The sequence below is a fragment of the Paraburkholderia sp. GAS348 genome (assembly GCF_050434205.1).
Classification (GTDB): domain Bacteria; phylum Pseudomonadota; class Gammaproteobacteria; order Burkholderiales; family Burkholderiaceae; genus Paraburkholderia.
This window is the reverse complement of sequence record NZ_JBNPVT010000020.1, coordinates 1-21,578: the sequence shown is the minus strand read 5'-3', so window position 1 is coordinate 21,578 and position 21,578 is coordinate 1. Positions and strand designations below refer to the sequence as shown.

General features: G+C 61.7%; 18 protein-coding genes and 1 pseudogene. 13 read left to right on the top strand and 6 right to left on the bottom strand.

The annotated features are described in order from the left end of the window. Nucleotides 1–89: 89 nt before the first annotated feature. Nucleotides 90–743, bottom strand: a pseudogene (locus P3T22_RS25820) (LysR family transcriptional regulator); the annotation flags it as partial. A 17-nt stretch (nucleotides 744–760) separates the two neighbouring features. Here P3T22_RS25820 and P3T22_RS25815 point away from each other — a divergent pair. From P3T22_RS25815 to P3T22_RS25780, 8 genes are all read left to right on the top strand, one after another. Beyond that, nucleotides 761–1,213 carry an MFS transporter gene (locus tag P3T22_RS25815; protein ID WP_429326531.1) on the top strand — a complete coding sequence of 151 codons (453 nt, stop codon included), beginning with the start codon at nucleotides 761–763 and terminating at the stop codon, nucleotides 1,211–1,213. A 208-nt stretch (nucleotides 1,214–1,421) separates the two neighbouring features. Next, on the top strand, nucleotides 1,422–2,078 hold the full coding sequence (locus tag P3T22_RS25810) for a response regulator (RefSeq protein WP_429326530.1): 657 nt from the start codon (nucleotides 1,422–1,424) through the stop codon (nucleotides 2,076–2,078). 151 nt (nucleotides 2,079–2,229) lie between these two features. Next, nucleotides 2,230–2,922 (top strand): response regulator transcription factor, encoded by a 693-nt coding sequence (locus tag P3T22_RS25805; protein ID WP_063494725.1) that lies wholly within the window; start codon nucleotides 2,230–2,232, stop codon nucleotides 2,920–2,922. A gap of 111 nt (nucleotides 2,923–3,033) precedes the next feature. Next, nucleotides 3,034–3,678 carry a response regulator transcription factor gene (locus P3T22_RS25800; RefSeq protein WP_063494726.1) on the top strand — a complete coding sequence of 215 codons (645 nt, stop codon included), beginning with the start codon at nucleotides 3,034–3,036 and terminating at the stop codon, nucleotides 3,676–3,678. 244 nt (nucleotides 3,679–3,922) lie between these two features. Then, nucleotides 3,923–4,669, top strand: a complete 747-nt coding sequence (gene aqpZ / locus P3T22_RS25795) for an aquaporin Z (protein WP_429326529.1) — start codon at nucleotides 3,923–3,925, stop codon at nucleotides 4,667–4,669. A gap of 32 nt (nucleotides 4,670–4,701) precedes the next feature. Beyond that, on the top strand, nucleotides 4,702–9,156 hold the full coding sequence (locus tag P3T22_RS25790; RefSeq protein WP_429326528.1) for an ATP-binding protein: 4,455 nt from the start codon (nucleotides 4,702–4,704) through the stop codon (nucleotides 9,154–9,156). Nucleotides 9,157–9,588: 432 nt separating this feature from the next. Next, complete coding sequence (locus P3T22_RS25785) at nucleotides 9,589–10,023, top strand: CHRD domain-containing protein (RefSeq protein ID WP_063494728.1); 435 nt, start codon at nucleotides 9,589–9,591, stop codon at nucleotides 10,021–10,023. A gap of 119 nt (nucleotides 10,024–10,142) precedes the next feature. Continuing rightward, nucleotides 10,143–11,117, top strand: a complete 975-nt coding sequence (locus P3T22_RS25780; RefSeq protein WP_429326527.1) for an alpha/beta hydrolase — start codon at nucleotides 10,143–10,145, stop codon at nucleotides 11,115–11,117. On the opposite strand, the gene P3T22_RS25775 is transcribed toward P3T22_RS25780, so the two are convergent. Then, nucleotides 11,087–11,929 (bottom strand): EcsC family protein, encoded by an 843-nt coding sequence (locus P3T22_RS25775; protein WP_063494730.1) that lies wholly within the window; start codon nucleotides 11,927–11,929, stop codon nucleotides 11,087–11,089. The genes P3T22_RS25780 and P3T22_RS25775 overlap by 31 nt on opposite strands. Before the next feature lie 140 nt (nucleotides 11,930–12,069). On the opposite strand from P3T22_RS25775, the gene P3T22_RS25770 reads away from it, so the two are divergent. Together P3T22_RS25770 and P3T22_RS25765 are read left to right on the top strand one after the other, a co-directional pair. Continuing rightward, the gene (locus P3T22_RS25770) at nucleotides 12,070–13,665 is read left to right on the top strand and encodes an MDR family MFS transporter (protein WP_063494731.1); all 1,596 of its coding nucleotides are present in this window, start codon (nucleotides 12,070–12,072) and stop codon (nucleotides 13,663–13,665) included. A gap of 32 nt (nucleotides 13,666–13,697) precedes the next feature. After that, a complete protein-coding gene (locus P3T22_RS25765) occupies nucleotides 13,698–14,240 on the top strand; it encodes a MarR family winged helix-turn-helix transcriptional regulator (RefSeq protein ID WP_063494732.1) in 543 nt (180 codons plus the stop codon). A gap of 135 nt (nucleotides 14,241–14,375) precedes the next feature. Here the strand turns inward: P3T22_RS25765 and P3T22_RS25760 are convergent, their stop codons facing one another. Next, complete coding sequence (locus P3T22_RS25760) at nucleotides 14,376–15,653, bottom strand: amino acid deaminase (RefSeq protein ID WP_429326526.1); 1,278 nt, start codon at nucleotides 15,651–15,653, stop codon at nucleotides 14,376–14,378. 146 nt (nucleotides 15,654–15,799) lie between these two features. Here P3T22_RS25760 and P3T22_RS25755 point away from each other — a divergent pair, with 146 nt between their 5' ends. From P3T22_RS25755 to P3T22_RS25745, 3 genes are all read left to right on the top strand, one after another. Further along, nucleotides 15,800–16,690: a MurR/RpiR family transcriptional regulator gene (locus P3T22_RS25755; RefSeq protein ID WP_063494734.1), complete on the top strand. Its 891-nt coding sequence runs from the start codon at nucleotides 15,800–15,802 to the stop codon at nucleotides 16,688–16,690. A 3-nt stretch (nucleotides 16,691–16,693) separates the two neighbouring features. Beyond that, nucleotides 16,694–18,175 (top strand): N-acyl-D-amino-acid deacylase family protein, encoded by a 1,482-nt coding sequence (locus tag P3T22_RS25750; RefSeq protein WP_429326525.1) that lies wholly within the window; start codon nucleotides 16,694–16,696, stop codon nucleotides 18,173–18,175. 69 nt (nucleotides 18,176–18,244) lie between these two features. Then, complete coding sequence (locus tag P3T22_RS25745) at nucleotides 18,245–18,631, top strand: RidA family protein (protein WP_028200605.1); 387 nt, start codon at nucleotides 18,245–18,247, stop codon at nucleotides 18,629–18,631. Between the two features lie 231 nt (nucleotides 18,632–18,862). On the opposite strand, the gene queF is transcribed toward P3T22_RS25745, so the two are convergent. The 3 genes from queF to ilvA form a co-directional block, all read right to left on the bottom strand. Further along, a complete protein-coding gene (gene queF, locus P3T22_RS25740) occupies nucleotides 18,863–19,687 on the bottom strand; it encodes an NADPH-dependent 7-cyano-7-deazaguanine reductase QueF (protein ID WP_429326524.1) in 825 nt (274 codons plus the stop codon). After that, a complete protein-coding gene (locus P3T22_RS25735; RefSeq protein WP_063494737.1) occupies nucleotides 19,684–20,586 on the bottom strand; it encodes a 5'-nucleotidase in 903 nt (300 codons plus the stop codon). The genes queF and P3T22_RS25735 overlap by 4 nt, the downstream gene beginning before the upstream one ends. A 23-nt stretch (nucleotides 20,587–20,609) precedes the next feature. Further along, a partial coding sequence (gene ilvA, locus P3T22_RS25730) for a threonine ammonia-lyase, biosynthetic (RefSeq protein ID WP_429326523.1) occupies nucleotides 20,610–21,578 on the bottom strand: 969 nt, incomplete at its 5' end.

Genomic DNA, 21,578 nt, shown 5'->3' with positions numbered 1-21,578 from the left:
CTCTACATGTCTGCCGGGATTCATGAGTCGCGAAGCGTGCATTGACGCCGAGCGCATCAACTGAAGAGACGCATCAATGCCGTGCGCACCGGCCGCGGACTGGCATCGGCCGCGCAGACCCATAGAAGTTTCTCTCGGCGCACCACCGTGCTTTGCGCACCGGCTCCGGCGCGCTGGCTGGAGGAGCGCGTGTTCCCGGTGACGAGCCGCAACGAGAGGCCGATGTCGTACGACGCATCGTCGCCCGCGCCGCTGTCGATCACGGCACTCGGCAGTACGGTGACGTGCAGCTTCAGGCGCGGGTGCTGTTCCGAAAACGTCTTGAGAATGCGCGCGATATCGAGCAGACGATAGTAGTCCGTAATGGCGATGCGCAGTTCGCCGTCGAGCGAGCGGCCTTGCAGGTCTTCGAACGCCGCCTCGCTCATTGCAATGATACGACGCGCGTGGTCAAGCAGGCGGCTGCCGGCCGGCGTGGCAGACACCCCCTGCTTGCTGCGCACGAAGAGCGGCTGGCCGGCGCGCTCTTCGAGTTTCTTCAACTGCTCGCTCACCGACGACTGCGCCAGGAACACGCGCTCCGCGCCCGCCGAGACGCTGCCCGATTCGGCGACGGCGACGAAGGTGCGCAGTTGCGTCAGGTCAAATTCGCGTTGGCTAACGATTCGGCATATCCGATGGAAGTTATCTAAATTTCCGGATTTTCCGATGGTTGCCCCAGCCGTAGGACACCTCCAATTCATTCATTGCAGAGGCTGTCGTGGGAAACGATTCGATTGCTGCCGTGCCGGTAGCGGGTGAGCGTGCAGCGAGCCACCGGTGGAAGGTGCTGGGGGTCGGCTTTGCGGCGAACGCGAGTTTTTCGGCTGCCTTCTCAGGGATTCCGACCACAGCCATCTTTTTGCGTTCGGATTATCACCTCGGTAACGAAGGGCTGGGGTTGGTGCCAGGTATGCCCGGTTTGGGCATTGCGGTCAGCGAGCTGCCATGGGGACTCCTGACCGACCGCTGGGGCGACCGCCGCATGCTGCCGCTCGAACTTCTTTCGACTGCCGCGGCGCTGGCCGGGCTGGCATTGTTCGTGGTGCCATCCGGCGCGCACGTGCCGAAAGTGGCGACGCTCGCAGGGACGATCCGCGCAGGCACCGCACTCGCGATCGGCAACACCTGCGTCTTTCGCACGCTGTTCCTGACGTATATTCGATTCGCATAATTACGTATTCCTACTTTGATAGTGCCGCACGGACTATCAAATTGTCTGCCGGTTTCGGAACGCTCCGATTTTCTCCCGGTTATGGCGATGGTTCTATGCCACCCTTGGCACATCATCCCAAGCAGGGAGGCCGTCAAGGCAAGTGTGAAGCGAGTGGGATTTTCCCCTGCTTGTTCGCCGAATACACCTACACTAACCGAGAGAAATCATGGTGCAACTTCGAGTCATTCTGGCGGACGATCATCCTTTCGTTCTGCTCGGCATTCGGGCTGCGCTGGAAAGGCGTGCCGGTGTCACCATTGTCGGCGAAGCGGCTACACCTCGTTCATTGATCAAACTTTTGCAGAGCACGCCATGCGACGTGCTCGTCACCGACCTGACGATGCCGGAGGCGTCTGGCGCGGTTGAAGACGGCCTGGATCTTGTCAGGCGAATCCGATGTGCATGGCCATCGTTGCGCATCGTCGTAATGACAGCTCTGACGAACGCCGCGATTCTGCGCGCCATCGTGTCGGATGTGGTAGTCAGTGCGCTCAGCAAAATGGAAACAACGGACGAGCTTTGGCAAGCGATCGAGGCGAGCGGCAGGGGCGAGGTTTACGTCGGCCGTTCTATCATCGAAGCGCTTGCCCGGCCCCGGGACGAAGCGAGCGATCCGCCGCCGGTTTCACGTTTGTCCCGCAGGCAGGCGGAAGTGATAAGAATGGTCGTGCGTGGTCAATCGATCTCCGAGATCGCGGTAGCGCTCGGATGTCATCGCCGAACCGTCAGCCGCCAAAAACGCGAAGCGATGGCTAAACTCGGCGTGACCAACTATCCCGGTCTGTTTGCTTATATCCGTGCGCATGGAGTTTATGAAGGTTAAATCGTATAGCTAATCAAATTGGATGAGAGGTCCATCGGGCCATTTCAGAGCGATCTTATTTCTATCTCCAGAAATGTGTTTAATGATCGCGACAGGGCCAGTTGCTCCGGAGAGAGCGACAGGTAATTCAGGTACGGGGGAGAACAAAACGATGAACGACAACGCCGACTCAAGCTCACCTGTTCGAACCATCATCGCAGACGATCATCCACTGGTTTTGTTGGCGATCGAGAATCTGATGGCGGGTTATCCGAATATGCAAATCGTCGGCCGTGCTGCCGACGCCACGGAACTCTTCAAGGAAGTGGATCGTATTCCATGCGACCTCGTTCTCATGGACCTCTACATGCCCGGCGGCTTCTACGGCGACGGACTGGAAGCCGTCAGGCAGTTCAAGGCCCGCTATCCCGATGTCGCACTTGTCGTACTCACCATGGAAACCGAAGCTACCGCGCTGAAAAGGGTCATCGCGCTCGGTGTCGATGGGTTGATCAGCAAACGCGACCGGATCGATCTGATTCATGTGGCGGTCGTCACGGCGCTGGCTCGTGAGTGCTATCTCGGGCCGGCGGTGCGATTGCTGATTGCCGACGCAACCGTCGCGCAGCGGCTCGATTTTGTCCGGGAAATGTTGTCGCGCCGCGAACTGGAGGTGTTCAAGCAATACGCTTCCGGGCTTGGTGTAACGGAGATCGCCGCTCGTCTTGGGCGTAGTGTCAAGACAATCAGTGCCCAGAAATGTACGGCGATGCGCAAGCTCGGCTTGCACAGCGACGCGGAGTTGTTCCGCTTCGCCGTCGAGCACGGCGTGATCTCTGAAGATTGCGTGCCAAACCGGCGCTAAGCCGACGAGACGTCATGCCGGTCCGGTGGCATGGCGAACATAAGATGTACTTGGCCCATCCCGGGGAGGCACGTCGCGTGCAGGGAGTGCCAGTCGATAAGACAATACAAAATGACACAAAAGATCCGCGTCATTGTGGCCGACGATCACGATTGCGTTCGTGTTGGCGTGATGCGCCTGCTGCGGACGGCACCCCATATCGAGATAGTCGGCGAGGCACCTGATACCCGGGCGCTGGCCGAGTTGCTCGACACCTACGCGTGCGACGTCGTCGTGTCGGATATTGGCATGCCGGGCATTGACGGTGCCAGCAACGTCGTGTCGTTCCTGCGTCGCCTGTTCCGGGCCCGGCCGCATCCCTGCGTCGTTGTGCTGACGATGATTTGCCACGCGCACATGCTTTCTGGATTGTTGCACCTCGGCGTGGCCGGAATTGTGGACAAACGCGACACTGCCACGTCGTTGATCGACGCGATCGAGGCGGCGGTGAGCGGCCGTGTTTACCTATCGGATCAGGTACGCGTCGCGATAGACACATCCGACGCGCCACCGCAACCGCGCGCGGGCGTGCTGAGCGCACGCGAATGGGAGGTCTTCCAGCTGTATGTGCAGGGTCTGGCAGTCCACGAAATTGCTGCACGTCTGCAGCGCAGCGGCAAGACCATCAGCACGCAGAAGCGGAGCGCGATGCGCAAGCTCGGTCTCGAGACAGAAAACGACCTCATCGACTATGCGAGACAGATAGGGTTGGCCTGACAGTAGTGTGAGAGAACTGATCCCGACCATTCGATTGTTCCTAGGACTTTAGGAGTCTTCTGATTGGTTGGGTGACGTTGCCGCTTCATAGTTCTGAATTAACTGAGGCTCGACTTCCAACGCCCGCTTGACGAAAGCAGTCATTTCGCCATGCAGTGCACTGCCGAGCCTGGAACATTCAGGCGGATTGTTAGCGGCTCGCGTGCGGCGCCGTCTGCCATTTGCACAAACACTGGGAGGCGGGATGATAGCGCTAGGCAAGCGGTTATTGGTCGAGGGGGTCGGGACGGCCTGGGTGGTGTTCATCGGCTGCGGCAGCATCGTATTGAACACCGGCGCGGTCCAGCAAGGCTACGGCGTGCTCGAGGTGTCCATTGCGTTCGGTCTCGCGCTCGTCACGGCGAGCTACGCATTCGGCACCGTCTCCGGCGCGCACTTCAATCCGGCAGTCACGATAGGCTTCACGGTCGCGCACCGTTTCCCGGTTCGGGATCTGCTGCCCTATATTGCCGCCCAGATTCTCGGGGCCATCGCAGCCGCTGCACTGCTCGCTTATGTCGCGAGCGGCCGCCCCGGCTTCGAACTGGCCGCGAGCGAATTCGCGGCGAACGGTTTCGGCGACCATTCTCCGGCCGACTATCAACTTCATTCCGCGCTCGTCGTCGAGCTTGCACTGTCGTTCGCTTTCGTCATGGTGAGTCTGATGGCGGCTTGCCGGCGAAGGTTGAGGCCGTTCGCGCCTCTGGTCACCGGCGCGTGTCTGATGATCGCGTACATGGTGTCGATTCCGGTTACCAACGGCTCGATCAATCCTGCGCGTTCTACCGGTCAGGCGTTGTTTGTCGGCGACTGGGCGCTCGACCAGCTCTGGCTGTTCTGGGCTGCGCCATTGCTGGGCGGTGTCGCTGCCGGTGTGCTGTTTTCATTTCTGTGCGGCAAGTCCGGCCGGCATGCTGCGTCGTTCGCTCACGGGCAGGGTGAGGTCGCGTGAGCGCCGCCTGGTCTTATTTCATGGTGTCCTCTATGAAACGCCCGAGCGGTGTCGTGATGAGGCAGCTACTGCGACGTGTAGTGCAGTGCTTGCTTGCAATGTTCGTGTTTGTCGTCATGCAGATGCAGCCGGCAGTAGCCCAGCCGTTCAGCGGTCAATCGCATCCGTCAGTCGGCGGCGCCTTTCCTGCCACGTTGACCGTCGGCGTTCTGGCTAGCGGGTGGTTGCCTTTCGACGAGCTTCAGGACGGTCAGCTAACCGGCTTGAGTGCCGACTATCTGCGCGCACTGGTTGGGCCGAACGTCGTGATCGAGCCGAAAGTGTTTCCTGACATGCCGCAACTGCTGGCCGCGGCCTGCGCCGGCAACGTCGATCTGGTCATGAGCCTCGCTCGCACGCCCGAGCGGGAACGCTGCTTCAGCTTCACCGCGCCGTACTTTCGGGCGTCCGCAGCGGTGGCGGTGCGCCGCGACGGTGACGGGTACGCGAGCGCTGCTGAGCTTGCCGGCGCGCGCCTCGCGGTAGAGAAAGGGTTTGCGCTGGAACGCTCGTTGCGCGAGCGCTTCCCACGCGCCCAGCTTCAAACCTTCGCCAGTACGCACGCGGCGCTCCAGGCAGTCCTGCAGGGCGATGCCGACGCCTATCTTGGCTTTACTCCCGCCGTTCAGTACGCGCTGAACACTGAGGAGTTCCGCGGACTGCGCGTCGCCTTCGAGGAAAGCGGCAGACTCGCTGACTTGCGCTTTGCCGTGCCGCGCAGCCGAGTGGCGTTGCGTAACCAGCTCGATCGCGCGCTCGCGTCAATGAATCCGGCCGACGACACGGCGATCCGCGTGCGCTGGCTATCCGGCAGCTTCGATGCACAGGCGGCGTCCACTGCACGGCGCCTCGTGCTGACGCCGCAGGAGCAAGCCTGGCTCCGTTCGCTGCCGCCGTTGCAGGTGGGTTTCGATAGCGGCTGGCCGCCTTTCAGTTTTGTCGACGAGTCCGGCCATCCTGCCGGCATTGCCGCCGAATATCTGGACTATCTGAGCCGTGCGTTGGGTATCGTGTTCAACCGTGCCCACACGGCCGACTGGCCCGCGACCATCGAAGCGTTTCAGCACGGCGATCTGGCGATTCTGGCCACCTCTTCCAGTAACGATCCACGTCTGAAGAACGCGCTGCACACCCGTGCATACGAAAGCTATCCGCTAGTGATCGTCGGGCGTGAAGACGAACCGGCCGCGCGCGCGCTCAACGATTTCGCCTCGCGGCGGATTGTGGTCTCGTCGCATATCGCCGGCTCGATTCCGCTCGCGATCGACAGTATTCCGGCGGCCAACATCACCGTCGCGCCCAGTCTGGACGACGCCCTCAAGATGGTCGAGAACGGCCAGGCAGACGTACTGGTTGGCAACGTAGCCGCCGTTGATATCGTCCTCAAGCAACGTTACGCCGGTGTGCTCAAGATCCTCGGTACGGTCGGCGAATCCGACGCGCTCGGCTTTGCGGTGCGCTCTGATCTGAGCCCGCTCGCCGGTTTGATCGACCGTGCGTTGCTGGCCATGCCGCCGGCCGAGAAGCAGCGCATCCGGCAAAAGTGGGTGACCGGCGGTGCAGGAGAGTCGGGAACATGGAGCGTTACCGCGGTGCGTCTTCTGCCGTTGCTCATCGTCATCGGTATCGTATTGCTGGTCACGCTGCGCGCTTATCTGCTGCTGCAACGTGAAGTCAGATTGCGCAAGCAGACTGAACGCGAACTGGCGCAACAGCTGAACTTTCAGGAAACCATGATGGAGATGGTTCCCTATCCGCTCGTCGCCAAGGATCTGGATGGGCGCTACATCGCGATTAACCGGGCGTATGAAGAAGCGTGTGGTTTGCGCCGCGAAGCCGTGATCGGGCGCACGGCCGCGGACGTAGAGGCGTGGGGCGAAGCCAACAGCCGCGTTCTGGAAGAACTCACACGCAAGATGCTGATAGACGGCGAGCCAGCACAGGCGGAACTTCAGTTTGAACGCGGCACAGGCGACCTGCGGCACGGCCTGTTCTGGACGCGGATCTGTCACAGCAGCGACGGCACGCCGAGCTGTGTGCTCGGAACGATGGTCGACATTACCGATATCCGGCGTGCTGAAATGCTCGCTCGCGAAACCGAGCTGCGCCTTTTCGACGTCACGCGCTCATTGCCGGCCGTCGTATTTCAACTGCGCCGCACCGCGGAAGGCGCGTATTCGTTTCCGTATATCGGCGGCGACACTCGACATCTGCTGGGTGGCGGCCGTAGCTCGTCGATGAGCCGCGAAGAAATCGATTTTGGACGCGTATGCGAAGAAGACCGACCCTTCGTGCTGGCCGAGCTGGAACGATCGGCTGGTTGCGAAGCTCCGGTGAATATGGAGTTTCGTTTCGAAGCCGAGTGTGAACTCAGGTGGGCGCGCGCGGAACTGGTGCCGCGCCGCGAGAAGGATGGCAGCGTTGTGTGGAGCGGCTATTGGGTGGACGCGAGCGTTGAGCACGCCAGGTCCGAGGAGCTCGCGCGAGCGCGCGACGCGGCCGAAGCCGCCTCGCGCGCAAAAGATGACTTCGTCGCGATGATGAGCCACGAAATCCGTACGCCGATGAACGGCGTGCTCGGCCTCGTCGAAGTGCTGGAGCGGAGCCCGCTCAATGCGGATCAAGCGGAAATGCTGAGCATGATCCACGAGTCGGCGGGTGCATTGCTCCAGATCCTGGACGATCTGCTCGACTATTCGAAGATCGAAGCGGGACGGCTGACTATCGAAGCCGAACCCATCGACATGCGCGAGCTGGTCGACAACGCCGTCGGTTTGCTCGCGGGTCGTGCCCACGAAAAGGGGTTGAAAGTACGCGTGGACATCGCGCCCGAAGTTGCGGCTACGCTACGTGGCGACAGCGTGCGAGTGCGGCAAATTCTCTTCAATTTGCTCGGCAATGCCATCAAGTTCACGCCGGAGGGCGAGGTCGACGTGCAGGTTGCGGTCGTCGATCAGACCGGCAACGCTCAGACGCTCGAGATGATGGTCGAGGACACCGGCATCGGCATCGCACCGGAGGTGCAGGCGCGGCTGTTCGAGCCGTTCGTGCAGGCGGAGACGTCTACCACTCGCCGCTTCGGCGGTACCGGTCTTGGCCTGACGATCTGCCGCAAGCTGATCGATCTGATGAACGGCACCCTCGAATTGCGTAGCGAACCTGGGGTCGGTACGCGTATGACCGTGCGCCTCACCATGCCTGTGGAATCGCAGCGCTATTCCGTGAGCGGCTTGCGTGGGAGGCGCGGCGTCGTGGCGACGGGTGACGCACGGGTCGCGCAGGCGCTGATGCATTTCGGTCAGGCTCTCGGGCTCGAGTTGCGCCACGTGTCGCCTGATGCAGCCGAACTTGGCGATCCAGCCGCCCTGGCGGGCGTAGATATGATTTTCGTGACTGAAGATGTGGCGCTGCCAGCGAGCGCCGAGCCCGGTTCGCGGATCATCTGCCTGACCGAGAAGCCGAAGCCGACCGGCTACCGCATCCTCGAGAACAAGGTGCGCGTCAGTATCAATCCCATCTCGTGGCGTGGCCTCGGCGCGGCGTGCGCTGCGGCGATGACGGGGCTGCCTTCGGTGGCGCCGCGTGCAGCCGGCATGCCGCGCATGACTGAAGGCGCCAATGTGCCGCCGGACCGCGAACGGGCAATTGCCAGCGGACGGCTGATTCTGGTTGCGGAAGACCATCCGGTCAATCAGGAGCTGATCCGTCATCAACTGGCCTTGCTCGGTTTTGCCTGCGACGTGGCGAACGACGGCGTGGAGGCACTGGCCGCGCTCGAACAAACCAGCTACGGATGCCTGATCACGGACTGCCACATGCCGAACCTGTCCGGCTACGAGCTGGCGCGGCGTATCCGGGAGCGGGAACAGAATGGCGCGCACCATCTGCCGATCCTGGGGATTACCGCGAACACCGCGCCGGAAGACCTGAAGCTATGTCGTGACGCGGGCATGGATGACTGCCTTGTCAAGCCGACGCGGCTTGCCACGCTGCGCGACTATCTGAGCCGCTGGTTTGGCACTGACAGCGCATGGCAAGCCGTACCCGCAGACACTGTCAGCGCGCCGCCGATTGCCGGGCCGAATGCGGGCGGCGGCCCCGAGCCATTCGTTCCGGTCGACCTGGATCACATGACGCGGTTGTGGGGGAGCGAATCGACCGTGAAGGCATTGCTCGATTCGTTCGTTTCTTCTGTGCGCGAAGACGTGCAGGCATTGTCGCCGCTACTCGAGCGCATTGAGGTCGAGCGTCTGCGCGAATGGCACCATCGCGTGGCAGGGGCGGTGAGCGTATTGCAGTATCCGCCACTGCTCAGCGCGTTGGAAGATTACCGCCGGGACATCACCGTCAAGACGCCGGAACGCTTGCGCAGCGACGGCTTGGCGTTGGCGCGCAAGTGTAATGCGATGCTGGATGGAATTGAGGAGCAGGCCGCATTGCTCGCATGACGCTGCTTCGCACGTCGGCGAGGTGGGGCCGCAGCGCCTCGGCTGAGCGATCGCATTGGCGCGCGCGAAAAAGTGAGTCTGCGCGGCGAATTGGGCGGGCGAAAAAAAACGCGGCCGAAGCCGCGTTAAAGATTTGGAGACATCCCTCGATGAAGGAGTCACTTCTCGCAGGCCGAAGCATAACCGGGATGGCGCAAAAGATTCATTACAAAATTTGAAATTAACTGTTTGCAAAATTCGATGAAAGCATCGCCCCCGCGCTGTTTCGAGAATAGTCGACGGTGAATTCTACCGACGAGTGCTGCCTGGCGAAGACCCCCTTGTCATATGGCCCCTGACGCAAACAGGTTCGAAGGATTTGCACTAGTATGTGCTTGCTTCGCACGTGGCCGAAATGTCGGTGCGGCGGTGCATCAAAGTCCGGAGAAGACCATGACCGCGCTTCGAAAACTGAAATTCGCTGTGGTGCTGTGGGCATTGGCGTCGGGCGTCGCCTTTGCGGATAGGGTGGCGTTGAAGGCCGATCTCGAACCGTCGAGCGAAGTGCCGCCGCGCGTGAGTCACGGGCACGGCATGCTGAACGCCACGTTCGATACGTCGACCAAGGCCCTGCAATGGACGATCACCTATGAAGGGCTGAGTGGCCCGGCAACCGCCGCACATTTCCACGGTCCCGCGCCGGTCGGGCAGAACGCCAGGATCCAGGTGCCGATCGGGAAGGACGCGCTCGCGAGTCCGATCAAAGGATCGGCGGCGCTCACCGAACAGCAGGTGACGGACCTCATGGCGGGGCAGTGGTACTTCAATGTCTATACCGCGCAGAATCCAACGGGCGAGATTCGCGGGCAGGTTTTGCCGGCGAACTAAGCAAGAGGAAAGCGGTGCCCGGTGGCGCGGGCGCTTTTTCAGGATTAGAAGCCGTCGTCCACCGGCGCAGCGGCGAACCCACGTACCATGACGGGACACTATCCAGGGAGCGCGTCCCAATGAGCTGGCAAAGTGCATTCGCGTGCTGGTATCTGCGCAGGCAGTTTCGACCGCAAACCCTGAAGCCGGGCGTCGATGTCGAGAGAGCGCGTGCGCTGACGGCCAAACGTGCATGGTCGCCGCGCGTGCCAGGCGGCTGGCGTCTGCGCGAATTGTACGGACCGGGCGATCGGCCGATGCAGGGTGAGTGGATCGAGCGCGCCGATGGCGCATCGAGCTTCGCGAGCAGCTCTACCGTGCTGTATTGCCATGGCGGCGGCTACTACTTCTGTTCGCCGCGCACACATCGTTCTGTCGTATTCGGTTTGGCCACACGTGCGAATGCACCGGTCTTTTCCCTCGATTACCGGCTCGCACCGGAGCACCGTTTTCCGGCCGCACTCGACGACGCGGCCGCGGCCTACCGTCAACTGGTCGCGAATGGCACGCCGCCAGAGTCGATCGTGATCGCGGGCGATTCAGCGGGCGGTGGCCTTGCGCTCGCTGCGCTGGTCGCCTTGCGCGACGCCGGCGATCCGTTGCCCGCGGGCTGCCTGCTGTTCTCGCCGTGGACCGATCTGGCCGCGACAGGCGCCACCATCCGTACCAACGACGGACTCGATCCCATGTTCAGCGGTCCCGCTATTGGGCCGGCAGCGAGGATTTATCTCGGCGAAACGCCCGCGACGCACCCCTACGCTTCGCCGGTCTATGCCGATCTGCACGGCTTGCCGCCGCTCTTCATCATGGCAGGCAGCACCGAGGTATTGCTCGACGATTCGCAACGCGTTGCCGACAAGGCGCGCGCGGCGGGCGTCGACTGCGAATTCGAAGTGTGGAAGAACATGCCGCACGTCTGGCCATTGTTCACACCGTTCATCCCCGAAGGCGGTCGCGCGCTCGATCGCGCCGCGGCATTCGTGCGGCGCGTGACGAGTGCAACGAGCGGGCGCGGCACGGCTGCTCAGCCATCCAGCGTGACGTCCATCGCCTGATAGGCGGCCTCGACCGTTTCCTGGCCGTATTTCCGTTCCAGCCGCCGCACGGTGAAGTGGCCGTGCGCGACCTGCTGGAAATGATCGATGAACACTGTATTGACCATCGCGCCGAGCACCGCGCCAATCGCCGGAATCGACTTGGCGGCGATCTGCTCGCTCACCTGCACCGAAAAGCGCGCGGCAATCGTGTTGAGCAGGCGCAGCAAGGCCGCGGAGCCATGCGCGGTGAAGCCTTTGGTCGCGATTTCGGATGAAGCCTTCGACACCGCCTGCGCCAGCGCGCCGCGCATGATGAAGTAGCCGAAGTCGGCGTCGTCCTGGGCTTTCGAAGTGCCGCCCATGCCGAGCACCGTCAGGCATTGCAACTGCGTGTCGATCGACGTCAGATCCTCGCCCTCGCTGCGCGCGATGTCGCAGATCGAGCGAAACATCAGCGTGGTCGTGACCGGCAGCTCGACGGGCAGCGCGAACAGACCAAATGCACCGCCGGCCGCGCCGGTGGTCGCCACAGCGAACTTGTGCAGCAGGTTGCTCGGCTTGTCGGGCACGATCAGGGGGGAGGCGCCGGCCTGCCGTCCAAGCGTGCGCAGCGCAATCGAGAGGCACTTGCGCAACGCCAGCTCCGTCGCATCCGTGACCTTTTCGTTAGCAAAAGCCGGCATGCGCGAGAGCAGCTTCTCGAGCGGCGCGCCGACTATGCTGGCCAGTTTCATCGCCAGCGCGGGGCTCTCCAGTTCGTGTTTCGCGCGTCGCAGCGCGCTCACGTCGTCGTCCGATAATGATTGTGCTGCGAGCGAACTCGGCTCCATGTGCCTCCCTGGCGTCAGGTGTGGTCCATTCTTCAGTCGATTGCCGGCGCAGTGAACCGTACCGGCGGGTTCCAGCTTAGAGCCTCACTGCGTGCTATGATTCCCAATCGTTTGACTGGTCAACTGTTGCGCTATCAAAAATGGCTGTCCATACCGCGGCCCACCACTCGAGTGGGCAAGTTTTACCTTTCCGCGAATCGCTACTGGCGATGCTCGGCATCTCCTTCGTCACGATGCTGGTGGCCCTCGACCAAACGGTGGTCGGTACCGCATTGCCCACTATCGTTTCGGAACTGAAGGGGTTCGAGCTTTACGCGTGGGTCGCCACGTCGTATCTGCTGACCTCGGTGATTACCGTGCCGATCTTTGGCCGGCTCGGCGATTACTACGGGCGCAAGCCATTCGTGATCGCATCGATCGTCGTGTTCACGGGGGCTTCGGTGTTATGCGGCGCCGCCAACAACATGCTGTTCCTCGTGCTCGCGCGCGGCTTGCAGGGCATCGGCGGCGGCATGCTGGTCGGCACCGCCTTCGCGTGCATTCCTGATCTTTTCCCCGACTCAGTTGTGCGACTGCGCTGGCAGGTAATGATGAGTTCGGCGTTCGGGATTGCGAACGCGGTGGGGCCGTCGCTCGGCGGCTTTCTCACGCAGTACTATGGCTGGCGCTCGGTGTTTTATGTGAATCTGCCGGTCGGCTTGTTGTCGCTGTTTTTCGTCTGGCGCTTCCTGCCGCATCTGCGGCACGTCGAGCACGAGGGCAAGATGCGGCTCGATTGGCCGGGTGCGCTGCTAATCGCGGTAGCGCTCGGCTCGCTGCAACTGTTCGTCGAGATGCTGCCGAAGCACGGCATCACCTTGAGCGCCTTCGCGCTGCTCGCACTGAGCGTCGCCTCGGCATACGGGTTGTGGCAGTGGGAAAAGCGTTGCTCGACGGCGATTCTGCCGGTGGATATGTTTCGTAATCGCAGTCTGGCGGCGCTCTTCACGCTTGCCGTGCTGGGCGGCTTCACGATGTTCTCGTTGCTGTTCTATGCGCCGTTGCTGTTCCAGGGCGGCTTCGGGATGTCGCCGAAAGAAGCGGGGCTCGTCATTACGCCGCTCGTCGTGTTCATCACGATCGGCAGTATTGCCAACGGCCGTATCGTCTCGCGTGTGCGCAATCCGAATCTGATGCTGTACATCGGCTTCGCGCTGGTGGCGCTGGCCTGTCTCGGCGTGGTCGTCGCGACGCGTTCCATGCCGCAATGGCTGCTGATGTCGTTCATGGTGCTCGGTGGCCTCGGTCTCGGTTTCGTGATGCCGAATCTGACGATCTTCGCGCAGCAGACAGCCGGCCGCGAACATCTTGGCATTGCCACCGCGTTGCTGCAGTCGCTGCGGATGATCGGCGGGATGATCGGCACGGCGCTGACCGGCACCCTGATTAGCCATATGTACGCGAGCGGCGTGCGCCGCGCGCTGGAGAACGATCACGCGTCGCAGTGGTTCTCCGATCTCGGCGACCCGCAAATCCTGATCAATCGCGACGCGCAAACCACCTTGCTTGGCCAGCTGACGCATGCAGGCCACAACGGTGCGATGCTGCTCGAGAGCGCGCGCGAGGCGCTCGTCGCCGCGATTCATCTGGGTCTCGCGCTGGCGGCGATCATCGCCGTGGTGTCCGTGTGGCAAAGCCGCCGTGTGCCGCCGATCAAGCTCCAGCGCAAGCTCGAGCCGGTGATTCACGCGGATTGATTTTTTTAGCCTTATCGTTTTACTGACAGATCATGGAAGAACAGGACCGCGTCGCCGTCATGCAGCAATTCGGCCGCACTTATCGGGCGTTCATGTCGGCGTTCGAGGCCCACGTTGGCCAGCCGTTGCCGCGCTGGCGCATTCTGCTCGCGCTGCACGAGCAGGCTGGCGAGTCGTCGCAGAAGCGGCTGGTCGAGCGCTTGCGCGTCGATCCGGGCGCGCTTACGCGGCAGTTGAAAACGCTCGAGGGTTTAGGCTGGATTGCTCGCAGCATGGATACGCGCGATAACCGAGTGACCAATGTGCGTTTGACCGAAGTGGGGCGGTCGGTGACTGAAGCCAGCCTGCCGCGCCGCAACGCGTTTTTGCACGACACGATGGCGGCATTGCCGGACGATGCGCTGGGTGCGCTGTCGGGGGCTTTGAAGATGCTGGAAGCGCGGATCGGCGATGTTGCGGCGACGGCTAATGCTGCAGGCGCGGCCTCTGCCGCTTCGCCGCAAGCGCCCGACGCGCCCGACGCGGCTGGCACGGCTGGCACGGCTGGCACGGCTGGCGCTGTCCCGGCAGGTTAGACCTCAGACACGAAAGCGCAGCCGATTCAGCGCCGCAGCCTCCGTGAACGGCACGACCTGAATCGAGGTCATGAACCTCATGAGCGTCACGAATGGCGCGCCACTTCACCGTGAAGCGCGCCGTTTGCATCAAGATCAGAAGAACGTTTCGATCACTTCCGTGACGCGGTAGGACGGATCGACCACCAGCACCTGACGCCACTTGTCGAACGTCAGACATGGGTGCGAGATGTCGAACGCGATCATGTCGCCCACTTTCAGATCGGTGCCGGCGGGAATCCGCAGATACGCGTGCTGATCCATCAGGCCGAAAATCTCCCAGCCTTCGCTCGCCGCGATATCGCGCGGCGCTTCGGTGCCCGGCCGATAGTGGCGCGACGGTTCAGGCATGCCCGCATCGAAAGCGGAATCGCGTTTGCCGAGGCCGATGATCGCGCGATCCGGCTCCGGAATCGACTGCACGTACGCCCATAGTTGCAGCGCCGGCAACAAGCCTTCGCCCATTTTCTTCGCGACCGGATTGCGCGCGAAGATGTCTGTTTGCGCTTTGCGGTAGATGCCGACGTCATGCGTCAGATAGCAGCCGGGCCGCAGCACGACTTCGACCTTGCCGGTCTCCGAGGCCTTCACGAATTCTTCCGCGACCACGTCGTACCAGGCCGAGCCGGCGCCTGACAAAACGGCGGGCGTGCGAGCAAAACGTCCCTCCTCGACAAGCGCGCGCGTCACAGCGACGGCGCTTTGCAGGAACTCGCGCACTTCGTGCTCTTCCTTTAGCACGCCTTCATACAACTCGACGCCCGCCAGCTTCAACACATTCGGATAGCGTGCGATTGCCTCGAGCACTGCGTTGCGCTGCGCTTCGTCGCGCACGCCGGTGCGGCCGCCGGGCACGCCGAGTTCGAGCAATACTTGCAGCGGCTTGCGTACCGAAGTGAAAAACTGACCCAGTTGCTCGACGCCTTCGGCGGAATCGACGAGGCAGAAGAATTCGAAATCAGGATCGCTCAGCAACTCGGCGACCATCATCATGTTGCGGCGGCCAACCAGCTGGTTGGCCATCAGAATTCTCGATACGCCGCCGTGATACGCCGCGCGCACCTGATGCGCGGTGGCGAGCGTGATGCCCCATGCGCCGGTTTCGAGCTGACGGCGAAACAGCTGCGGCGCCATGGTGGTTTTGCCGTGCGGCGCGAGCTTGACGCCGTATTCCGCGACGAACGCCTGCATCCACTTCAGATTGTGTTCCACCCGATCCGAGTACAGCACAGCGGCGGGCAGGCTCACGTCTTCGTTCAGCAGGTTCCACTCGAGGCGCGTGGCATCCGTGAGTTGGATACTGGTGCCCGGAACCATGCCCAAGCCCTTGCTATAAGGATCAATCGTCGCGCCATGATAGTTTGTAACTTTCATGTCTCCCTGCTCCATCGTCCAGTTAAATTGAATCAAAGTTGACTTTACTATGTTACCGAAAGTACGATGGTTGAAGAAATGTTATTTAGTACCAAAACTTGCCGGAGGCTCTTTGTAAGCCTTCGCGGGACACCCCACAGTCTGCAATGAATTCAACCGCCGAACCGCTGGCTTTCGATATCGTCGCGCGCATTGCCGAGTGCGCGCCGGAACTGCGTTCGGCCGAACGCAAGGTTGCGGCACTGATTCTCGATGATCTGACTGGCGCCTCGCGCGCCAGCATTGGCGCGCTCGCCCAGCAGGCAGAGGTGAGCGTCGCCACCGTGACCCGTTTTGCCAAGGCGGTGGGTTGCCGCGACGTGCGGGAGTTGAAGCTGCGGCTCGCGCAGGCTGCAGCGGTGGGCCAGCGCTTCCTGCAAGTGGGTGGACCCACCGATGCCCCCGAGCCGATCGCCACCCGCGTATTCGACGAACTGCAAACTGCGCTTGCGCATAACCATCAGCTTCTTCGTCAGGCGCCTTTAGCCGAAGCGGCAGCCGCCTTGCGCGCCGCGCGAATGATTTACGTATTCGGCATGGGTGGCGGATCGACCGCATTGGCCGACGAGATGCGCTTCAGACTCGTGCGCCTTGGCCGCCCCGTCGCGACCTATCAGGACGGGTTGTTGCAGCGCATGGTGGCGAGCACCGTATCGCGCGAGTGTGTCGTGATCGCACTGTCCACTACCGGGCGCGTGCCTGAGATGGTCGAGAACTGCAAGATCGCGCGCAGCTACGGTGCGATTGTGATTGCGCTGACCGCGCCGGCTTCGCCTTTGGCCAAACTGGCCGATTGGGTGATCCCGATCGTCGCCTTTGAAACCGATTTCATCTACAAGCCGTCGTCGTCGCGCTACGCGATGATGATGGCGCTCGATGTGCTCGTCACCGAACTCGCCGTCAGCCAGGGTGACGAGAGCCGCGAATTGCTGCGCCGCATGAAGCACGCGCTCGACGCGCACCGTGGCGGCGGCGATCGACAACCGTTAGGAGACTGATCCATGCATTCGCATCCCGAAGCCGCCGATACGCTGATCGTCGGCGCGCAACTGTACGACGGCACGGGCGCGCCGCCGGTTGAACGCGACGTCGCGATCCGCGACGGCCGCATCGTCGCGATCGGCAATCTGTCGAACTGGCTCGCCGAAGAGGTGATCGAGGCCAATGGCCGCGCGCTGGCGCCGGGCTTCATCGACGTTCATACGCATGACGACACGCACGTGATCCAGTCGCCGCAAATGCTGCCGAAGATCACCCAGGGCGTGACGACGGTGATCGTCGGCAATTGCGGGATCAGCGCGTCGCCGGTTTCGTTGAAGGGCGATCCGCCCGATCCGATGAACCTGCTCGGCGAGCGTGACGCGTTCCAGTACCCGACTTTCGCTGCGTATGTGAAAGCGGTGAACGCGGCGCGTCCCGCGGTGAATGTCGGCGCGCTGATTGGGCACACGGCGTTGCGCAGCAATCAGATGGACCGGCTCGATCGCGCGGCGACGGCCGAGGAAATCGACGGCATGCGCGCGCAACTCGAAGAGGCGTTGTCGAACGGGGCCTTGGGTCTGAGTTCGGGACTCGCGTACAGCTCGGCTTTTTCGGCGCCGACCGAAGAAGTGATGGCGCTGGCCGAGCCGCTCGCCGCCGCCGGCGCGCTTTACACGACGCACATGCGTACCGAGTTCGACGCGATTCTCGACGCGATGGACGAAGCGTATCGGGTGGGCCGTCACGCGCAAGTACCGGTGGTGATTTCGCATCTGAAGTGTGCGGGGCCGTCGAACTGGGGGCGTAGTGAGGAGGTGCTGAAGTCGCTGGAAGGCGCGCGTCGTTTGCAGCCGATCGGCTGCGATTGCTATCCGTACAACCGCAGTTCGTCGACGCTCGATCTGAAGCAGGTGACGGGCGACATCGACATCACGATTACGTGGTCGGAGCCGCATCCCGAGATGGCGGGCAAGCTGGTGAAGGAGATTGCCGCCGAGTGGGGCGTCACGCAGCAGGAGGCGGGCAAGCGTTTGCAGCCGGCGGGCGCGGTGTATCACAACATGTCCGAGGACGACGTGCGGCGGATTCTGTCGCATCCCGCCACGATGGTCGGCTCGGATGGTTTGCCGAACGATCCGCTGCCGCACCCGCGGTTGTGGGGCGCGTTTCCGCGCGTGCTCGGCCACTACGCGCGCGATGCGAAGCTGCTGCCGCTCGAAGAGGCGGTGCGCAAGATGACCAGCCTGTCGGCGCACCGGTTTGGTTTGGCGCAGCGGGGCGAGGTGCATATCGGTTATCACGCGGATCTGGTGTTGTTCGACCCGGCCCGGGTGCGCGACGCGGCGACGTTCGAGAATCCTCAACAGGCGGCCGATGGCATCGATGCGGTGTGGGTGAACGGCGTATTGACTTACTGCGATGGGGCCGTGACCGGCGAACGGGCAGGGCATTTTGTGGCGCGCGGTGCGGTGTCGAAGGGTGATGCGCACGGCGCGTTTTGATTTTGGTTTTCTGATTGATGCGGTATGCGTGTTGGTTGGCGCGTGCCGGACTTCTAAAGGAGTTGGATGATGAAGCGATATGGCGTGGAAGGCGGCAAGGGTACCGGTGGTCAACATATGCCCTTTGCTCGGGCGGTCGAAGCGGATGGCTGGTTGTTCGTTTCCGGGCAGACGCCGATGGAAAATGGTGAGGTGATCAACGGTGGCATCGTTGAGCAATCGCACAAGGCGATTCAGAACGTTTTTGCCATTTTGAAGGAAGCTGGGTATGGGGCGGAGCATGTTGTCCGCTGTGGCGTGTGGCTCGACGATCCGCGTGATTTTGCTTCTTTCAATAAGGTGTTTCGGGAGTATTTTGGCGAGAATCCGCCGGCGCGGGCTTGTGTCGTTTCTTCGATGGTGATTGATTGTCGGGTTGAGGTTGACTGCGTCGCTTATAAGAAGCCTTCGGCTTAGTAGGTTTTTGGGGTTCGCCACAGGCGCTGAGCGGGGTTGGTTGTGTTCGTAGCGCTTGTTGATTGTCCCTGTGTCTATGGCGGTGCCTTTCCTTGATTTGTTAGTAATTCAAGGAAAGGCCACCGCCGTAAGCACACAGACAAAAGCGCAGAGCAGGCAAACAAATCAAGAAAAACCCAACCCCCCAAGGCATGCAGACAAAAAACCGCCGCAGGCAAAAAACACGCCCCCTTATTGCCGCGCCAACCGCAAATTATCCGGCATCGGCAAATTAAAATTCGTCCGGAACGGATTAATATCCAGCCCCCCGCGCCGGGTATACCGCGCATAAACCGCAAGCTTCACCGGCCGACAGGCCTTAAGAACATCGATAAAAATCTTCTCAACACACTGCTCATGAAACCCGGTGTGATTCCGATAGGAGACGATGTACCTCAGCAAGCCCGCATGATCGATCTGCGGCCCGACGTAATGGATCTGCACGCTGCCCCAGTCAGGCTGCCCGGTCACCGGGCAATTCGACTTCAACAAGTTAGAGAACAAAGTCTCTTCAACCGGCGCTTCATCAAGCGCAGCCTTGAGCAACGAAGCATCCGGATGATAAACATCCGTATCCAGATCCAACCGATCCAGCGACAAGCCTTCAAACTCTTCCATCTGCAGCTTGCCAAACTCATACGGCGCCGTCAGATGAACAGAAACCGTCGCCCCACAAGAAGCGGAAACATCGCGTTTGATCGTGTCACGCACAACTTCCATCGACTCAAACGCTGTCTGCGCAAACGACCCAAGATAAAGCTTGAACGACTTCGACTCGACAATATTTGGCGAATCAGCCGGCACAAAGAAAGTCGCCACCGCAATTTGCGGCTTGCCGCGCGCATTCAGCCAGGAAAGCTCGTAAGCATTCCAGATGTCCGTGCCGAAAAACGGCAACTGCGCGCCAATCCCAATCGCCTCGCGCGCATTCTTCCGGGCAATCGGAAAAAGCAACGAAGCGTCATATTGTTCGGTGTAAGTGGAAGCCTTACCCAGCGGTGATTGTTCGGGTGTCATGATGCATTCACGATGCCACTCAGCACGTGCCCAGTCGCCGTCACGACGCGGGCCGATTCGCAATGGCCTATTTGGTCGTCGAAGAAAAAGTCCGGCTCGAACTCGCGCAAAAATGCGCTCTTGTCGAGGCCGCCGAGGAACATCGCTTCGTCGATTTCGATGTTCCACGCCATCAATGTGCGGATCGCGCGCTCATGCGCCGGGGCCGAGCGCGCCGTCACCAATGCCGTACGAATATGCATCGGCGCGGCTTCGTCCGCGAGTTTCTGCAGCCGGTGCAGCGCTTCGAGCAACGGCTTCAAAGGCCCATCCGCGAGCGGCAAATCCTTGTTGTGAATCTCATGGCCGACGAACGCCCGCAAGCCATCCTTCTGGAACACGCGCTCGGCTTCGTCGGAAAACAGCACGGCGTCGCCGTCGAAGGCAATCCGGATCTCGTCCGGATAGGTACTCGCCATTTTCGCCGATTCGGGCAAGACGCGCGCGGCCGGAAATCCGGCGGCCAGTGCGTCGCGCACGTCATCCTGATTCGCGGACAAAAACAGCGAGGCGTTCAGCGGCTTCAGATAGCCGAATGGCGCGCGCCCACGTGTAAACACGCCACGCTCGATCGCCAGCCCGTACTCCCTGCACGAATGAAATGCGCGCAAGCCGCTGATCGGATCGCTGCGCGACAGGATCACCACTTCGACCCGGTGGCCGCCGGCATTCAAGGCCAGCAGCTTGCGGATCAGCGGAAACGCGACGCCCGGTTTGGCGGGCACGGCCAGCCGTTCGCGCTGCAACGCTTCATACGCCTGCAGATTGCCTGCCTCGTACACGCAGTTCTCTTCCTCGAAGTCGAACAGTGCGCGCGAGGAGATTGCCACCACCAGTTTGTCGACGAGCGAAAGAGCCATCTGCGCGTTTCAATCCAAAAAGATCAAGCGAGGAACAAACGGTACACGGGGTTCTGCGTCTCTTCCCAGTACGGATAGCCAAGCGTCGCGAGAAAGCGCTCGAACTCGCCGTTCTCGCTCTCCGGCACCTGGATGCCGACCAGAATCGAACTGTAGTCCGCACCCTGGTTGCGGTAATGGAACAGGCTGATATTCCAGTTCGGCGCCATCGACGACAGGAACTTCATCAGCGCGCCCGGCCGCTCCGGAAACTCGAAACGGAACAGGCGTTCGTCATGCGCCAAAGGCGAGCGGCCGCCGACCATGTAGCGGATGTGCTGCTTCGACAGTTCATCGAAGGTCAGATCGACGGTGGCGAAACCGTGCGCTTCAAATGCGCCGGCGATCTGCGCCGATTCGCTGCGATTCCTGATCTGCACGCCGACAAAGATATGGGCGGATTTCGCGTCCGCAATGCGGTAGTTGAATTCGGTGACGCTGCGCGTCCCCACCAGTTCGCAGAACCGGCGGAAGCTGCCGCGCTCTTCTGGAATCGTCACGGCAAACACCGCTTCACGCGCTTCACCCACTTCAGCACGCTCGGCCACGAAACGCATGCGGTCGAAATTCATGTTCGCGCCGGACGTGATCGCGATCAGCGTCTGGTTCTCGAGGCCTTCGCGCTCGGCATACTGTTTGGCGCCGGCCACGGCCAGCGCGCCGGCCGGCTCCAGCACGCTGCGGGTGTCCTGAAACACGTCCTTGATCGCGGCGCACAGCGCATCGGTGTTCACGAGCAGCACATCGTCAAGGTATTCGCGGCACAGGCGGAAGGTTTCCTCGCCCACCAGCTTCACTGCGGTGCCGTCCGAGAACAGCCCGACTTCGTTTAGCGTGACCCGTTCCCCCGCTTTCAGCGACGCGGCCATCGCGCACGAGTCATCGGTCTGCACGCCGATCACCTTGATCTCCGGGCGCACCGATTTCACGTACGCTGCGACGCCCGCGGCCAG

What these genes read in the sequence shown, in the direction of transcription:
- P3T22_RS25810 (WP_429326530.1), top strand. Translation starts at nt 1,422, where the DNA reads ATGGTGCAACTTCGAGTCATTCTGGCGGACGATCATCCTTTCGTTCTG.
- P3T22_RS25805 (WP_063494725.1), top strand. Translation starts at nt 2,230, where the DNA reads ATGAACGACAACGCCGACTCAAGCTCACCTGTTCGAACCATCATCGCA.
- P3T22_RS25800 (WP_063494726.1), top strand. Translation starts at nt 3,034, where the DNA reads ATGACACAAAAGATCCGCGTCATTGTGGCCGACGATCACGATTGCGTT.
- aqpZ (WP_429326529.1), top strand. Translation starts at nt 3,923, where the DNA reads ATGATAGCGCTAGGCAAGCGGTTATTGGTCGAGGGGGTCGGGACGGCC.
- P3T22_RS25790 (WP_429326528.1), top strand. Translation starts at nt 4,702, where the DNA reads ATGAAACGCCCGAGCGGTGTCGTGATGAGGCAGCTACTGCGACGTGTA.
- P3T22_RS25785 (WP_063494728.1), top strand. Translation starts at nt 9,589, where the DNA reads ATGACCGCGCTTCGAAAACTGAAATTCGCTGTGGTGCTGTGGGCATTG.
- P3T22_RS25780 (WP_429326527.1), top strand. Translation starts at nt 10,143, where the DNA reads ATGAGCTGGCAAAGTGCATTCGCGTGCTGGTATCTGCGCAGGCAGTTT.
- P3T22_RS25775 (WP_063494730.1), bottom strand. Translation starts at nt 11,929, where the DNA reads ATGGAGCCGAGTTCGCTCGCAGCACAATCATTATCGGACGACGACGTG.
- P3T22_RS25770 (WP_063494731.1), top strand. Translation starts at nt 12,070, where the DNA reads ATGGCTGTCCATACCGCGGCCCACCACTCGAGTGGGCAAGTTTTACCT.
- P3T22_RS25765 (WP_063494732.1), top strand. Translation starts at nt 13,698, where the DNA reads ATGGAAGAACAGGACCGCGTCGCCGTCATGCAGCAATTCGGCCGCACT.
- P3T22_RS25760 (WP_429326526.1), bottom strand. Translation starts at nt 15,653, where the DNA reads ATGAAAGTTACAAACTATCATGGCGCGACGATTGATCCTTATAGCAAG.
- P3T22_RS25755 (WP_063494734.1), top strand. Translation starts at nt 15,800, where the DNA reads ATGAATTCAACCGCCGAACCGCTGGCTTTCGATATCGTCGCGCGCATT.
- P3T22_RS25750 (WP_429326525.1), top strand. Translation starts at nt 16,694, where the DNA reads ATGCATTCGCATCCCGAAGCCGCCGATACGCTGATCGTCGGCGCGCAA.
- P3T22_RS25745 (WP_028200605.1), top strand. Translation starts at nt 18,245, where the DNA reads ATGAAGCGATATGGCGTGGAAGGCGGCAAGGGTACCGGTGGTCAACAT.
- queF (WP_429326524.1), bottom strand. Translation starts at nt 19,687, where the DNA reads ATGACACCCGAACAATCACCGCTGGGTAAGGCTTCCACTTACACCGAA.
- P3T22_RS25735 (WP_063494737.1), bottom strand. Translation starts at nt 20,586, where the DNA reads ATGGCTCTTTCGCTCGTCGACAAACTGGTGGTGGCAATCTCCTCGCGC.